15 protein-coding genes and 2 pseudogenes are annotated in these 15318 nt (G+C 55.3%); 7 read left to right on the top strand and 10 right to left on the bottom strand.

What is annotated here, in order from left to right; genetic code table 11:
• Position 1: 1 nt before the first annotated feature.
• Complete coding sequence (locus LGM20_RS12230; RefSeq protein WP_023289765.1) at positions 2-436, bottom strand: DMT family transporter; 435 nt, start codon at positions 434-436, stop codon at positions 2-4.
• Between the two features lie 99 nt (positions 437-535).
• On the opposite strand from LGM20_RS12230, the gene LGM20_RS12225 reads away from it, so the two are divergent.
• From LGM20_RS12225 to LGM20_RS12215, 3 genes are all read left to right on the top strand, one after another.
• The gene (locus LGM20_RS12225; RefSeq protein ID WP_044523365.1) at positions 536-1471 is read left to right on the top strand and encodes a LysR family transcriptional regulator; all 936 of its coding nucleotides are present in this window, start codon (positions 536-538) and stop codon (positions 1469-1471) included.
• Between the two features lie 251 nt (positions 1472-1722).
• Entirely contained in the window at positions 1723-2079 is a 357-nt protein-coding gene (locus LGM20_RS12220) for an ASCH domain-containing protein (RefSeq protein WP_072199053.1), read from the top strand.
• Between the two features lie 203 nt (positions 2080-2282).
• Complete coding sequence (locus LGM20_RS12215) at positions 2283-3182, top strand: hypothetical protein (RefSeq protein ID WP_072013422.1); 900 nt, start codon at positions 2283-2285, stop codon at positions 3180-3182.
• Between the two features lie 461 nt (positions 3183-3643).
• Here the strand turns inward: LGM20_RS12215 and LGM20_RS12210 are convergent, their stop codons facing one another.
• A complete protein-coding gene (locus LGM20_RS12210; RefSeq protein WP_170833528.1) occupies positions 3644-4444 on the bottom strand; it encodes an AraC family transcriptional regulator in 801 nt (266 codons plus the stop codon).
• A gap of 92 nt (positions 4445-4536) precedes the next feature.
• On the opposite strand from LGM20_RS12210, the gene LGM20_RS12205 reads away from it, so the two are divergent.
• Positions 4537-5262 carry a type 1 glutamine amidotransferase gene (locus LGM20_RS12205; protein ID WP_044523381.1) on the top strand — a complete coding sequence of 242 codons (726 nt, stop codon included), beginning with the start codon at positions 4537-4539 and terminating at the stop codon, positions 5260-5262.
• A gap of 353 nt (positions 5263-5615) precedes the next feature.
• Here LGM20_RS12205 and LGM20_RS12200 read toward each other — a convergent pair.
• The 4 genes and pseudogenes from LGM20_RS12200 to LGM20_RS12185 all read right to left on the bottom strand — a co-directional run.
• Positions 5616-5895 (bottom strand): annotated as a pseudogene (locus LGM20_RS12200) (LysE family translocator); the annotation flags it as partial.
• The gene (locus LGM20_RS12195) at positions 5886-6515 is read right to left on the bottom strand and encodes a histidine phosphatase family protein (protein ID WP_072013421.1); all 630 of its coding nucleotides are present in this window, start codon (positions 6513-6515) and stop codon (positions 5886-5888) included. The gene LGM20_RS12195 and the pseudogene LGM20_RS12200, both read right to left, overlap by 10 nt.
• 143 nt (positions 6516-6658) lie before the next feature.
• A complete protein-coding gene (locus LGM20_RS12190) occupies positions 6659-6883 on the bottom strand; it encodes a hypothetical protein (protein WP_044523404.1) in 225 nt (74 codons plus the stop codon).
• 194 nt (positions 6884-7077) lie between these two features.
• Positions 7078-7845 carry an AraC family transcriptional regulator gene (locus tag LGM20_RS12185; protein WP_044523382.1) on the bottom strand — a complete coding sequence of 256 codons (768 nt, stop codon included), beginning with the start codon at positions 7843-7845 and terminating at the stop codon, positions 7078-7080.
• Between the two features lie 109 nt (positions 7846-7954).
• Here LGM20_RS12185 and LGM20_RS12180 point away from each other — a divergent pair, with 109 nt between their 5' ends.
• Positions 7955-8746, top strand: coding sequence for a sulfite exporter TauE/SafE family protein (locus LGM20_RS12180; protein WP_032452938.1), 792 nt, complete (start codon positions 7955-7957; stop codon positions 8744-8746).
• A gap of 87 nt (positions 8747-8833) precedes the next feature.
• Here the strand turns inward: LGM20_RS12180 and puuE are convergent, their stop codons facing one another.
• From puuE to LGM20_RS12165, 3 genes and pseudogenes are all read right to left on the bottom strand, one after another.
• Positions 8834-9733 carry an allantoinase PuuE gene (gene puuE / locus LGM20_RS12175; protein ID WP_224222715.1) on the bottom strand — a complete coding sequence of 300 codons (900 nt, stop codon included), beginning with the start codon at positions 9731-9733 and terminating at the stop codon, positions 8834-8836.
• Positions 9657-10522 (bottom strand): annotated as a pseudogene (gene hpxA, locus LGM20_RS12170) (allantoin racemase). Before hpxA ends, puuE begins: the two are co-directional and overlap by 77 nt.
• Positions 10522-11238, bottom strand: a complete 717-nt coding sequence (locus LGM20_RS12165) for a GntR family transcriptional regulator (protein ID WP_002905523.1) — start codon at positions 11236-11238, stop codon at positions 10522-10524. Before LGM20_RS12165 ends, hpxA begins: the two are co-directional and overlap by 1 nt.
• A 145-nt stretch (positions 11239-11383) precedes the next feature.
• On the opposite strand from LGM20_RS12165, the gene LGM20_RS12160 reads away from it, so the two are divergent.
• Positions 11384-12880, top strand: a complete 1497-nt coding sequence (locus LGM20_RS12160) for an NCS1 family nucleobase:cation symporter-1 (protein ID WP_023289774.1) — start codon at positions 11384-11386, stop codon at positions 12878-12880.
• Between the two features lie 101 nt (positions 12881-12981).
• The gene (gene guaD / locus LGM20_RS12155; RefSeq protein ID WP_023289775.1) at positions 12982-14292 is read left to right on the top strand and encodes a guanine deaminase; all 1311 of its coding nucleotides are present in this window, start codon (positions 12982-12984) and stop codon (positions 14290-14292) included.
• Between the two features lie 54 nt (positions 14293-14346).
• On the opposite strand, the gene LGM20_RS12150 is transcribed toward guaD, so the two are convergent.
• On the bottom strand, positions 14347-15288 hold the full coding sequence (locus LGM20_RS12150; RefSeq protein WP_032452940.1) for a hypothetical protein: 942 nt from the start codon (positions 15286-15288) through the stop codon (positions 14347-14349).
• Between the last annotated feature and the right edge of the window lie 30 nt (positions 15289-15318).

The raw sequence follows: 15318 nt of genomic DNA, 5'->3' as shown, positions 1-15318 counted from the left end.
TTTACCCCTGTGCAACCATAACCAGCGCTGCAATGATGAAAATCAGCGCAATGATACGTTTACTGTCAATTTTCCTGCGCGACGTACCGAGCAGGCCGAAGTGATCAATCATCAGGCTCTTGAACACCTGGCCTGCCAGAATGCCGATCATCGTCATGGCGATGCCGATTGCCGGCGTTACCACGGTGAGGATGATGACGTAGATCGGCCCAAGCACGCCGCCAAGCAGCTGCCACGCTGGTTGCGCAAAGAATGACGGGCTGTTGCGCGGGCTGAAAAAAAGCATCAGCAAAAAGGTCAGTGCCGCACCGACGCCGAATATGCTAAAGGTAGCCCAGAGGTCACCGACCTCCCCACCCAGTGGCCCGAGCAATCCTGCCTCTATGGACAGTCCCATGCCTCCGGCAATGACGATAAAAATCAATATGAGTTGCATAGCAATCAGTCTCCCGTAGTTCAGGCGGAGAAGATTACGACTTAACATGGATGAGAAAAATGCCATAATGAGATAAACACCTGTGCAGGATATGCATTAATGAATGAGCTCGGGAACATCAGTATTCGCGCCCTGCTGATTTTTATAGACGTTTATGAGACGCAGAATTTCTCTGTGGTAGCTCGGCGGGAAGGGATATCTGCCTCTCAGGTTTCGCGCGTCATCCATCAGATGGAGGATGTGCTCGGGCAGCAGCTTTTTTACCGCAATACCCGGGCGATAATTCCGACGGAAAGCGGCCATCTTTTTATCCGCTATGCGCGAGCCATGACTGGCAGCATGGAGGAGGCGCGGCGGGAACTCAACGAGAGAACCCTTGAGCCTTCCGGAATGGTGCGCATAAACGCACCGGTATTCTTTGGACAGCGCCATGTCGCCCCCGCGTTACCCGGCCTGACGGCGCGATATCCGAAGCTCAGCATTGAGCTTACCCTGACTGATGATTACATCGATCCGCACCGCGAGCCGGCTGACGTAATTTTCCGCATTGGCGTGCTGACGGATTCCGCATTTCATGCGCGCGTGTTTGGCCAGCAGTTCTATCATCTTACCGCGTCACCGGATTACATCCGCCGGCACGGCATGTTGGGATCACCCGAAGAGCTGGCGCGGCATAAATGCCTGGTCTATCGCGGTTCGTCAGGACCAAACCAATGGCTGCTGCGCAGGCACGGAGAAGAATGGGTGCACTACCCCGTCTCGCCCCTGATGTCATCGAATAATGCTGAAACTCTGCTGATTGCCGCGCTCGGGGGGATGGGGATTGTGCTGTTTCCTGACTGGCTGATTGGAGACCGGCTGAAGCACGGCGAGCTTGTCGAACTGCTGCCGGAGCTGGATACGTCCATAAAAACGGAGCCACAGCATATCGCAGCAATCTATCCGAATGCCCGCCACCCTCCTCTGAACGTTCGGGCGATTATCGATTACTACCTGGACGCGTTTGGTTCACCGCTTTACTGGCAGTCTGAATAAGACAGGCGATGTTATTGCCCGTCCTGAAGTTAATTTCCGTTTCTGGCACAGAGCCAACGAGTTAAATGTCCTTGAGGTCCGTTTTGAGCGAAGAACGGACCACACTATCTAAAGAAAGATATCGCTGATAATGTTGGGACCGCTCAGGTTAAAAAAGGTATAACTTTCTTTTCATTGACGATAACGAAGGAATTTTCATGGTTGAGGTTGAGAAAATAAAAAGGAAATATCCAGGCGCAGGGGCCTGGCAAATGGGTGACAGTCCGGAACTGGCAAGCGAGCTTGCGGAGCTGATTAAAAAAGGGATCAAAACGGCTTCTTGCGGATCTTTTGCCTCTTATCAGCAGGAAGAGTCTGCCCCGAGGATTGGGGATTATAACATTATTCTTGATGGCCAGAATGTTCCAGTTTGCGTGATCAGACTGGTTTCGATGCAGCTGGTGCGTTTTTGTGATGTGACTGAAGCGTTCGCCCGCAAAGAGGGTGAAGGCGATTTAAGCCTTGAATACTGGCAGAAAGAGCATCAGCGTTTTTTCATTCGTGAAGGTCATTTTTCTGAGGATATGGAGTTGATCGCAGAAGAGTTTGAAGTGGTTGAGGTGCTGTGAGACAAGGTTAACGGGCTGACGTTTTATCAATCGCCACTGATAACACTGTTCGCTTCTGGCGCGGAGCGGACAAGCTATCGAACTAAAGGTTCGCATTGAGCAAGGAGCGGACGTGCCAGCTATAATTGGTAATAAAATGAGAGGAGAGCTATTCTGATTTGTTTATAAAGAACATTTTTACATCCAAGGGCGAAATATTTTTTATGCTATCTTACATGCTATCTCAATATGCCAGGCTACCTGTGCCTGAATTTACCCTACGTTCATGGCTAAAACAATGGTTGTCAGAGCAGGAGTCGAGGTGTACAGACAGAAGTTTCTCGGCGCGATTTCCCTGGAGAGAAACTGGATTATGTCAGGAATATTTTTTACAACGAAAACTCAAAATTGATGGAAAGCAATTTCTTACTGGCCCCCGTTATCAGGGCGGAAATATTAACAAACCTTTTATTGATATTGTAGGTATGGATTCTGACCTAAATCATACTGCATTAGAACTCATTAGTAAGGAATGGTCACAACTCAGAGCTCAGTATGTCCGCATTCTTGTGCCCGGCCAGTCCTTCCCACAGGGTATTCCCGACCAGTATATATACGCCACCTCTTTTTCTGAACCCCCTGAATTTAATGATAAATCTCTTACTTTGCAAGTGGCGACATACGAAGATTTTGACTGGTGTTGTCAGGCTCTGGGCGATGCCTATAAGCATACATGGCAGACAGTTCGCGAACTGTCTGCAAACAATTTGGTAGCAGTTGATGACGAAGAGTTGTGTGACCATATTTCTGAGAGAGAAGTATATATTATCTATGAAAACGACGTTCGCGCCGGGTTGCTAATATGCCAGAAAGGAAACATCGCTTTTCTGAGAGGATATCGTATTACTGACAAAGTAATACTTCCTGCTTTTCGTGGTCGATCATTGTCAGCCCGAGCGCAACGCCTGCTGTACCGATTATTAACTCATTCCGATTCTGAACTATCTTTGTATATGGGCACAATTATTCCGGAGAATATCCCCTCGATGAAAACTGCAGAAAGAGCGGGACGAACTTGCATCCTAAGTTATCAATTTCTACCCATCTGCAGAACCCACGGCTAACAGCAATGCTAATTTATCTTCAGCCTACTTCCGCTTTTGGCACACACGGGACGTCAAGGGCCCGGGTGTACTCCCCTGGACGCATTAATGGGCGGTATGTGATTGTTGTGCAGGCTATCATATGGCCTGAGGTACAGCAGAATCAGGCTTCGTAGAAATGAGTCGGCTCACAGCGTCCGGAATCCACCCGGTGCCGTAAATCACCGCAAGGTCTGTCATAAGGTAATTTCATAACGTATCGCGACACCTTTTTTCTTCACGCAGGCCTTCTCTTTCACGGTTTGTCAGAACTGTGGACCGCAGTAATCTCCACTCCGTGCTTTAATCAATGAGAGTGTGTCGGGTGCAAATTAAACTACCTTTCTCAACAGCAAAGGCGGGATACGCCTACCCTCGCAGGGTTTCTGCGTCTGGTAATATGCCCATGACAGTCTCAAAGACCGCTTTGAGGGTTTCCCGGTTTAAGGCACATAATCGCGCGGCGTTGCCCCCAAAATGCAGCGAAAAGCAGCGGTAAAGGCCGCCGGGCATGAGAAACCAAGCTGGTAAGCGACCTGTTTGATTGGAACGCCGTTCGCAAGAAGATCCAACGAAGCATAAATTCTGGCTCTCTGCTTCCATGTTCGAAAACTAAAGCCTGTATCCTTCATAAACAATCGGGAAAAGGTCCGTTCCGACATGGCCGACATAAAAGCCAGCTCGCTCAGCGATGCTTCCCAGCGCTGATTGACCAGTAGCGATCTGGCCGCGCTGAATAATCGCTCATCATTCGGCATGGGTAGCGCCATCGTTAAAGGTGGCGCCTCGCTGAGAATTTCCAGAAGCAACAACGCTATCTTCCGTTGAATCGGTCTGGCGTAGTCCTCACTGAACAGCCCTGCGATAAGTTCTTTGACTAACGACGTAGCCGTGATCACATGCACCTGTTGACTCTTCGTAAAGCTCGTACATTCTGCGATAAGGCTACTGCTTAAATAGATCGCCCTGAGATCGGTTTGTGAAAGCAGATGGTAACTATGGATATGCAGAGGCGGTAGCCATAATGCCCGCTGAGGAGGGATCACCCAACGGTCACTCTCTGTTTGCACCAGCATCACCCCTCTGGTGGCGAAGAGTAGCTGCCCCTCAACATGATGATGGGGAGGATCTACCTCACCGCGTTGATAGCTTATCGCAGTACTGGACCAGCCTGTGGCTTCATCATGTCTTGGCGCTTTATCTATACTACCTGGCATTTCAGATTTAGCCCCTGCATTTATCATATCGAAACTGGAACCACCCGGAGTAGAGCCTTAGGCAATGGGTGCGTGACTTATCATTCTGATCGTCAAAGATATTACAGGAGCTTAACCTCATGCGTGTACACTTTATCGTACATGAAAGTTTTGAAGCCCCGGGCGCATATGAAACCTGGGCAATAAACCAAGGTCATGATGTAACTTACTCACACGTCTATGCAGGCGATCGGCTACCTGCTGACGCCGAAGGCATCGATTTTCTTATCGTGATGGGCGGTCCGCAAGATCCGGACACAACGCTTGAAGCGTGCCCGCACTTTAATGCTAAAGCGGAACAGGCGCTGATTGCTTCCGCGGTTAAAACCGGTAAGGCGGTGATCGGTATCTGCCTAGGTTCACAGCTCATTGGTGAAGCGCTGGGCGCGCCTTTCTCTCATAGCCCGGAAAAAGAGATTGGTAAATTCCCGATCACATTGACCGAAGACGGCAGAAAGGATGAGATGTTCTCTCACTTTGGGAAAACACTGGAAGTGGGTCACTGGCATAACGATATGCCAGGCTTGACGCCGGAGGCCAAAATTATCGCTTACAGCGAAGGCTGTCCCCGGCAGATCGTTGCCTATTCAGACCGCGTCTTTGGTTTCCAGTGCCATATGGAGCTCACATTGGACGTTGTAGAACGGCTGATCGCCCATTCTGAGCAAGAGCTGAGCCGTGCAGCAGACTACCGTTTCGTTGACACGCCTGCAGCGCTCCGGGCCCACGATTACAGTGAAATGAATCAAGTGCTTTTTGGCTTTCTGGATAAGCTGGAAGCGCGTTACAACGCCGCTCAAGCATAATGTCATGCCCGGTGAGCTTGCCATCGGGTTGAGCTTGTCATGTCCGCTCCTGGTACAGAGCGGACGAACTAACTGATTTGAAGGTCCGCTATGAGCGAGGAGCGGACATTGGCTTTATATCAAAATAGACATTTTGTGATTGAACCTCGCCACTACCGAATTTTTCCGAATACCGCAGCTGGGAAAACTGCGGGTTTTACCCTGAAAATCACCGCCGATCACTATATCTGACATGCCGTCAAGTTGAGATAGGCATGAGATTTAGTGTTGACCGCCGCAGTGGGGTCCATTCTCCAAAGTTACATTTCAGTCTGAACGAGAAGCGGACAGCGGGTTTACCGGTTGTGTATACCTTAACGGGCGGATGTCGATACTATGCCGGCCCCGCTAAACATCATGCGGATGACAACGCCTGTACACCCCTCCTGCCATTTGATAACGCCCGGGTGTTAAGGACTGTTTCCAAACGTCCCTGATGCCATCGCGACTGAACCCAGGGAAACCATTCCAGCCCGCTTTTTTGATACTCCCCAGGACAAGCAATTGCAACCAGACCGGACCCGCGACGGGAACGACAAACTGAGGAAGAGCAGCAAACATGAAAAGCAGGAATTTGGGGTAAGTCAGACTGTTCCATCCAGGTGACGTAAATGTGTCGCGATCCCCCATCTAAGGGCGGAACACCTTCCATTAACCAGCTCGAAAACGGAGTAACTCGCGTTGGGTTGCGCATACCTGTGAAAATCATCCACAGATCCGCTTTTTAGCATCGCAAGCACGCCCTGAATGACCATCCCGTGAGACACAAGACATATTGTTCGATGATGATGTTTTTTTTCCAGATTGGATAAAAAATGCATAATTCGCTGCGAAGCATGTGAGAGAGACTCCCCCCCTGGCGGACAATACTCTGCATCAAGGTTGAATAATGCTTCTGCGGCGTCTGGATTATTCTGCAGGAGCTCTACGCTTGTCATGCCCTCAAACTGACCAAAAGCCTGTTCTTTCAGAGCTGGTTCAGCTATCAGTGAACAATAAAAACTCTCCGCCAGGCGCTGTCCCATTTGCCAGGCCCGGCCAAGCGGAGAAGCGTAAACACATTCTACCCGGTAATCACTCGCTACAAACGCTGCCAGCAAGGCTGCTGTTTGACGCTCCCCCCGAAGCGTCAATGCGCTATCATTGTGTCCCTGAATACTACCTTTTACATTCCATTCTGTTTCTGCGTGTCGAACCAGTATCACTTGCATCATTGAAAGGTCACGTATGCTGTTGTTTGAAATGTTACAAACTAAAAACACCCCGTTTATATGCAGGCAAGTTCTTAGCTCTCGGCGAAAAACAGGAACACGTGTCGCTGACAAGGGTTATATTCAGTCGCCCCTGCCCGGGACCGCTATCTCAGTAAAACCTGAATCAGCTGCACGACGATATACACTCCCGCTACCACCTGTATGATCCGAAACCCCCATCTCAGATAGCGCCATTGATGGCGTTCGCTGGCATCAGCGGCTTCAATCGCGGGATCAAAACGTTTTCTTTTCCTGGTTCTGAATGTATCGAATACCCACAGGACGAGAATGAAGATGATGATGACTTTTTCAAAGATTAGATGGTTCACAAAGAGAGATTCCGGTCTTCTCATGGTTACAGCCAGAATAGATAAACCGCATCGAGGTAGCCACCACTAAATGTTGGGGTACCTGAAGATGCAAGCCAGGTGTCTGTCTTATGACTGCGTTAACGCATAGCAACGCCATATAAAGTGACATTCATTTCCGACCCATGCTGCCGGGAGCCCCCTTCCCCGACGCATCAGGCTGGGTGATAAAACGATGGCGGCTGCCCGGTCACGCGGCGGAACATGGTGGTGAAAGAGGACGCATTGTCGTATCCAAGAGATAATGCCACTTCGTTCACCGGTTTCCCTGCTATCAACCATGCCATGGCACTCACCACACAGGCTCGCTGTCGCCAGGCGGAAAATGACAGGCCCAGCTGCTTCAGGAAATGGCGGCGAAAGGTACTAGGACTCATAAACAGCGCCCTGGCCCAGCGCGCCGCAGGATCATGGATAGAGGGGTTAAGCAAAAAAGCCTGACAAAGCGCCAGCAGCGCCGGATGCTGCGGCAACGGAATGTCAAATTCGCGGACCGGCATGGCAGCCAGTTCCAGCAACATCAACTGTATCAGCATGCGATCGCGTGGGCTGTCGTACAACGGTGGCAAATCCACAGCCTCAAGCAGTAGCTGGCGCAACAGCGGCGAGACGCTGATCACTTCGCAACGACGGTGTTTAATGAAAGCGGCCACATAATCTGGCTCAATATATAAGCTACGCGTGGTCACCCCCACAAATCTGACAGCGTGCACAGTTTCAGGAGGGATCCAGACAGCATGTTGCGGAGGAACCACCCATTCTCCGTCCTGAGTGGTGACATACATCAGTCCGGTCGCGCCATACAGCAGCTGTGCGCGACGATGCTGGTGCGGTGGCAGGATAAACCCTTGCGCATAGTCATTACCTAACGCCACCACTTCGCGATCGAGCCGATCGACTTCGTCAATTTTTACGTTGCGCACACCTGCCTCCCTTTGACCGATTTACAAAGGTAATTGAGCGCTACGCAAATGGGAAGCCGTACGCGACCGGTATAAGCTGCTCGCTCATTTTCAGGTCGGGGATACTCTCTTGAATGAGATCGTTATTATTGCGCTGGCTGGCTTTACGACCGGCATTACCACAGTCCTGTTCGGCTTCGGGGGCGGCTTTGTGGTGGTGCCATTTGTCTATCAACTGATGCTTCGGCAGCCGGAACTCACGGGAAACGCCATGCATGTCGCGGTGGCTACCTCAACGGCGGTGATGATATTTAACGCCGGCTGGGTCAGCTATCGAAACTGGCGGGCTGGCAAGCTTGCCGCGCAGACGCTGTTCCCGTTGTTATGGTTTATTGCCATTGGGGCGGTGGTCGGCTCATGTCTGGCAGGGATATTGAGCGAGAAGATCGTTCGCGCGCTGTTTATTCTCTATATGCTGGCAACCATCAGCGATTGTTTGTTGCGCAAAGGTTTTTTCACGGGCAGCGCTCGGCGTCGCCTGTCCCTGCCAGTGGTCACTGGCGGCGGTATGGTTATCGGCATGATTGCCGCATTGCTGGGCGTGGGTGGCAGCGTCATGACGGTGCCCCTGCTACGGCGACACGGGTATGCGATGCAGGAGTGCGTTAGCGCATCCAACCCGCTTTCTTTGCCCGTGGCGCTATGCGGAGCTGTGACCTATGCCGTCATTGGCTGGCACAGCATTCCGCTGAACGGATTTCTTGGGTTTATCAGCCTGAAAATTTTGGTCCTGCTCGTCCTGACCGGCTGGGCCGGGATAATGTTTAGCCGCCGGGCTATCCCTGCAGTACCAGATGTATGGTATGCACGCATCTATGTGCTGCTGTTGTGCCTGGTACTCCTCGCCATGCTTATTCAATAATCAAAATACATCCTGGTGAACCGGTTCAACAGACGCGTTCGGGCGATGCCCTCTCCCTGGGGAGAGGGCCTGGTGAGTGGCAGCAAGCTACCCGCGATACGGATGGAACTCGCGCCAGTGGTCGGCGATCTGCTGCCGGGTACAGACCCATACCTTGTCGTGCTGCTGGATATAGTCAAGGAAACGCTGCAGCGCGCGGAAACGGCCCGGACGCCCCAGCAGCCGGCAGTGCATCCCCACGGACATCATCTTCGGCGCGGTTTCCCCCTCGGCGTACAGCACGTCAAAGCTGTCTTTCAGGTAGGTATAAAACTGCTCCGCGGTGTTGAACCCCTGGGCGGTGGCAAAGCGCATGTCGTTGGCGTCGAGGGTGTAAGGCACGATCAGTTGCGGTCGGCGGCTGCCGTCGCTGCAGGCCACTTCGCTCCAGAAAGGTAAATCATCGCCGTAATAATCGCTGTCATAGTCAAAGCCGCCGTGCTCCACCACCAGCTGGCGGGTGTTGGGGCTGTCGCGGCCGGTATACCAGCCGGTGGGCGGCTTGCCGAACAGATCGGTCAGCACCTGCACCGCTTTGTGCAGATGCTCGCGCTCCTCGGCGATATCCATGTGCTGATAGTGGATCCAGCGCCAGCCGTGGCTGACCACATCGTAATCCGCGGCCTTGATTGCCGCCACAATCTCCGGATGCCGCGCCAGCGCCATCGCCACGCCGAAGACCGTCAGCGGCAGCCCGCGCTGGCTAAATTCGCGATGGATGCGCCAGAACCCGGCCCGACTGCCGTATTCATAGAGCGAGTCCATCGACATATGGCGCGCCGGGTAGCTGGCGGCGCCGATAATATCGGACAGGAACTGTTCCGAACCCGCATCGCCATGCAGGACGTGGTTCTCAGCGCCTTCCTCATAGTTAAGGACGAACTGCACCGCGATCCGCGCCCCGCCCGGCCAGCGCGCGTGCGGCGGCTGCCCTGCATAACCTCGCAGATCGCGAGGATAGTTTTCCTGGTTCTCAACCATCACCTGCCCCTTTTAAAATGGATTTAACGACTGAAACTGTCCGCTTAACGCTTTTTTCTCCGGGAACGCTAAGTCCCCGTGCTTGCTGGTCGCCAGCCCCAGCGCGACCAGCGACTCGACCATCTTCACCGCCGCGCTGACGCCGTCGATCACCGGCACCCGCAGCTCGCGGGTCAGCTCCTGCGCCAGCGTCGCCATCCCGCCGCAGCCAAGGACAATCGCCCCGCTACCGTCCTCGTTCAACGCGCGGATGCAGCGCTCACGCACTTTCTCCTGCGCCAGGCCGCTGCCGTCTTCCAGCGCCAGCACTGGTAAATCAATGGCGTGCAGCGCCGCGCAGTGTTGATGAAATCCGTACTGGTGCAGCAAATGGCGGGCGATGATCAGCGTGCGCGGCAGCGTGGTCACAATGGAGAACCGGGTGGCGACCATCGTCGCCATATGCATCGCCGCTTCCGCAATGCCGATCACCGGCCCCTGAGCCAGCTCGCGCGCCGCCAGCAGCCCCGGGTCGCCGAAGCAGGCGATCACATGCCCATCCACCCCCTGCTCGCGTCCGGCCCTGATCTGCTCCAGCACGCCGACCGCCGCGATGGCTTCGTCAAAGTGGCCCTCTATTGACGGCACGCCGGCGCGGGGACAGACCGCAAGGATCTCGGTGCCCGGCGCGGCGACCGCACGCGCGGCGGCGCCTATCGTTTCGGTCATCGCCAGGCTGGTGTTGGGGTTGATCACTTGTATACAAACGGAAGACATCACGACTCCTTGTGGCCGGCGAACAGCCGGGAAAAATCGGGCAGACTGACGCCATCGCGCTCGAAGCACAGGCTGGCGACAATATGATCAAAATGGTGCATCAGCGCCTCGCTAAGCGGCTGCAGGGCTTTATCCCGCAGCAAACCGACCAGCTGCTGGTGATCGTCGCAGCGGCAGCCCTGGCGCCAGGGTGCGCCCCAGGCGGCAATCACTAACGAGGAGCGCTGGCTGAGGCGGGTCACCATCTCGGTGAGCACCGGGTTGCCGGAGATAGCCTGCAGCTGAATATGAAAGTCAGCGGAGTGGCGGATCGCCGCCGGGCCGTCGTGCGCCTCATGGGCCTGCTGTTCACGCTGGATAATGTTCTCCAGCGCCGCCAGATGCGGCGGCTGACAGCGCGCGATCACATCGGGCAGATTAGCGACCTCAAGCAGCGCCCGGGTACGAAAGATCGCCTGGGACTCTTCCACGCTCGGGCTGGTGACGTGTGCACCACGTTTGGGCGTTAACGTGACCAGTTGCACAGCGGCGAGTCGTTGCAGCACCTTTCTGATGCCGGTGCGGCTCACGGCGAATACTTCCGCCAGCGCCTCTTCCGGCAGTTTGCTGCCCGGCGGCAGCTGATGTTCGACGATAGCCGTCATCAGCGCCTGGTAAATGCTTTCGTCCTTATCCTGCAGCGCTGGCGCGGCCTGGAGACGATGTTCATTATTCATTAACCCACTCCGGTTTCACTTATCGATAGCAGATCGTATACATAAAATTTATTTTTTGTATACAAGATTCATCATTCTGGCCTGGATCCTGCAATAGCCTCAGCAATCCATATCAAAAGGGTTTTCATTCAGAGGAGCAGGTTTCATGCCACATTCATCCCACACGCAGCAGACGAAGACTCACGAGGCGGCCGCCGGCTACAGTCCGCGGCTATGTAATGACGATCTGGCGCCCACCCGCGACCAGAACTGGAGCTGGTACAATATCTTTTCATTCTGGATGTCGGACGTGCACAGCATGGGCGGCTACGTGGTGGCGGCAAGCTTCTTTACGCTTGGGCTGGCCAGCTGGCAGGTTCTGCTCTGCCTGCTGGTGGGCATCTGTATTGTGCAGCTGTGCGCTAACCTGGTGGCGAAGCCCAGCCAGATGGCCGGGGTGCCTTACGCGGTGATCTGTCGCCAGGCGTTCGGTGTCTTCGGCGCCAATATCCCGGCGGTGATCCGCGGGCTGATCGCCTTCGCCTGGTACGGTATTCAGACCTATCTGGCGGCAAACGCCCTGATGCTGGTCCTGCTCAAGTTCTGGCCCTCCCTTGCCTCGCTGACCGGCAGCAGTTTCCTCGGGCTGTCGACGCTCGGCTGGCTGTGCTTCGCCACCATGTGGCTGCTGCAGGCGATGGTTTTCTGGCACGGCATGAACGCCATCAAGCGTTTTATCGACATCGCCGGTCCGGCGGTCTATGTGGTAATGCTGGCCCTGGCGGGCTGGATTGTATACAAGACCGGTCTCGACGGGATCTCCTTTACCCTCGCCAGCAAATCCCTGAGCGCCGGAGAGCAGACCTGGCAGATGATCACCGCCACGGCCCTGGTCGTCTCCTACTTCTCCGGGCCGCTGCTTAACTTCGGCGACTTTTCCCGCTACGGCAAAAGCATGGGCGAGATCCGCCGCGGCAACCGCTGGGGACTGCCGTTTAACTTTCTGCTGTTCTCGGTGGTCACCGTGGTGATTGTCTCCGGCACCCAGTCGCTGTTCGGCAAAATGATCACCGACCCGATTGAAACCGTCAGCCGCGTGGGCAACGATCTGGCGGTGGCCATCGGCCTGCTGACCATGATCACCGCCACCATCGGCATCAATATCGTGGCTAACTTCGTCTCGCCGGCCTTCGATTTTTCCAACTGCGCGCCGCAGAAAATCAGCTTCCGCGCCGGCGGGATGATCGCCGCGGTGGGGTCGATACTTCTGACGCCGTGGAACCTGTTTAACTCACCGGAACTGATCCACTATACCCTCGACGTGCTGGGCGCCTTTATTGGCCCGCTGTTTGGCATCCTGATCGCCGACTTCTATTTGATCAAACGCGGCCGGGTGTCGGTAGACGACCTGTTTGACGATACGCCGAAGGGTAAATACTGGTACCGCAACGGCTTTAACCCGAAAGCCATTGCCGCCCTGCTGCCGTCGGTGGGCCTGGGGCTGATTATCAGCTTTATTCCGGCCCTGCACGAAGTGGCGAACTTCAGCTGGTTTATCGGCGTCTTCCTCGGCGCGACCACCTACCGCTGGCTGGCTCGCGACGAGCGTGAAGTGGCGGCGAAAGCCGCCTTCCGCTCCGGCGCGGTGGCGCAAAAAGAGTAACCTTCCCCTTCTGCCGCGGCGACTGGCCGCGGCAGGCTGCAAACTGGCACCAATCTTGCTGTTTATCACTATTCCCTGAGCGTTAAGAGAAGGCAGGTTCGATGATGGATTACCAGACCGCGGTGCGCGGTGCATTTTTTGATATCGCCGGCGTGGCGGAGACGCCGGATGAGGTGGCCGCCCAGGCCCGCTATCTCAATGATGGCCTGTTGTTCTTGCAGGACGGGAAAATTGTTACGCTGCTGCCATGGCAGGAGGGTGAAGCCTTTCTGCATCCGCTGAAGGGCTATGTTGACCTGCGGGGTAAGCTGCTGTTGCCGGGGTTCGTCGATGCCCATGTCCACTATCCGCAGACTGAGATGATCGGCGCCTTTGGCGAACAGCTGCTGGAGTGGCTTACCACTTACACCTTCCCGGTGGAGAGCCAGTTTGCCGATGCGGAGTATGCCCAGGAGATAGCGCAGTTTTTTGTCAATCAGCTGATTAGCCATGGCACCACCACCGCGCTGGTGTTTTGTACCCTTCATCCGGCCTCGGTGGAGGCGTTGTTCAGCGAAGCGCTGCGCCTCAATATGCGCCTGATCGCCGGAAAGGTGATGATGGATCGCCATGTGCCCGACTATCTGTGCGAAACCGCCGGGGAAAGCTACGAGCAGACCCGGGCGCTGATCCGCCGCTGGCATCAGCGCGGCAGGCTGGGGTATGCCATTACCCCGCGCTTTGCCCCCACCTCGACGCCGGCATTGCTGGAGGCGGTGCAGCGTCTGCGGGCCGAGTTTCCCGATACCTGGCTGCAGACGCATCTCAGTGAAAACCGGGAGGAGATCGCCTGGGTTAAACAGCTGTGGCCGGAGCATGCACGCTATCTGGATGTCTATCATCATTACCAGCTCACCGGCGAACGCAGCGTATTTGCTCACGGGATCCATCTTGATGATGCCGAATGGCAGTGCCTGCATGACACCGGGTCCGCCGTTGCCTTCTGTCCGACCTCGAACCTGTTCCTCGGCAGCGGGCTGTTCCGCCTGCCCGCCTGCTGGCAGCACCGGGTGCGGATGGGCATAGGCAGCGACGTCGGGGCCGGGACCACCTTCAGCATGCTGCGAACGCTGGGTGAGGCCTACAAGGTAGGACAACTACAGAGCTATCGCCTGCGCGCCAGCGAGGCCTTCTATCACGCCACTCTCGGCGGGGCGCGCGCCCTGCGGCTGGAAGAGAAGATTGGCAATTTTCAGCCGGGCAAAGAGGCCGACTTTGTGGTCATTGACCCGGCGGTCACTCCGCTGCAGCGTCTGCGGATGGGCCGCTGCCATGATATTTATGAGCAGCTGTTCGTACTGATGACCCTGGGCGATGAGCGCAATATCAGCGAGACGTGGGTAAACGGCGAGCGGGTGTGGTGTCAGGATTGATCCTCGCCCTGGCCCTCTTCAAAAGGGAGAAGGCGCTGACTGGGTTAGCGGCATTCAAAAACTCATCGCCAGGCCGAGGCCATAGCCCGTGGTGTTATTGCCGAACATATAGCGCGCCACCAGCCGGGTGCGGGTGATAAAGACCGGGTATTTACTGCTGTCCAGTTCGAGACCAACCCCCAGGGAGGTCAAACCGGTAAAACCCAGCGCCCCTCGCTGGTCGCCGATAAATTCAGTATGCGCGCCCTCCAGCACGTAGCGCAGCGGGTTGCCCAGCAGCGTCCAGTCAGCGATCGGCGCGCGGCGGCGCAGATACAGACCGAGGTTCTCCGCGCTGGCTTCACCCTGCACCACCTCGGCGCTGCTGCCGAAACTTTGCAGACGCATATAGGAGTAACGCAGTTCGGCATCAATATCCTGGGTGGCGGAGAAGCGTTCATAATCCAGCATCAGCGCCCCGCCCAGCCCCCAGGCGTTGAAGCGTCCGCCGTCAAGAAACTGCAGATCGGCGTTGGTTTTTCGCTCTATGACCCAGCGGCCAAGGCGTACATCGCTGGCCAGGGTGCCGAGCATCACATTGACGATCGGCCGCAGCACCAGGTTACCTCCGAGGCTGTCCCGATGCAGCGAAAAATCCCAGCCGACGCCGCCGGTGGTGGTCAGACTGTTCCATTTGGTCGGCACATTCCGCGTCTGTTGGCCATGACTGACGACGAATCGCGGGTCGTAACGGCTGTAGCCCATTGTGCCTTCGAGGTAAAGAGGAAACGACTCGCTCAGGGTCGCTCCGCCGCCAAACTGGGTGATGGTCAGGTTGTGTTTATCGTTGCTGCCGGAACCGATGTTGAGATCGCTGGCGGTCACGTCGGGAACCACGGTATAGCTCATCAAGGTCAATACCGCATCGGCACGTTGTTTAATCGCGTGCCCGTCCGCCGCCAGCGTCGTCGGCGCAGAAAGAGAGACTACCGACAGCAGAACGAGAAGACGCACCATACGTTGTTTGCCACCTCAAACACAGGCTAA

Source organism: Klebsiella quasipneumoniae subsp. quasipneumoniae (assembly GCF_020525925.1).
Taxonomy (GTDB): Bacteria; Pseudomonadota; Gammaproteobacteria; order Enterobacterales; family Enterobacteriaceae; genus Klebsiella; species Klebsiella quasipneumoniae.
This window is presented reverse-complemented; position numbering and strand designations above follow the sequence as displayed.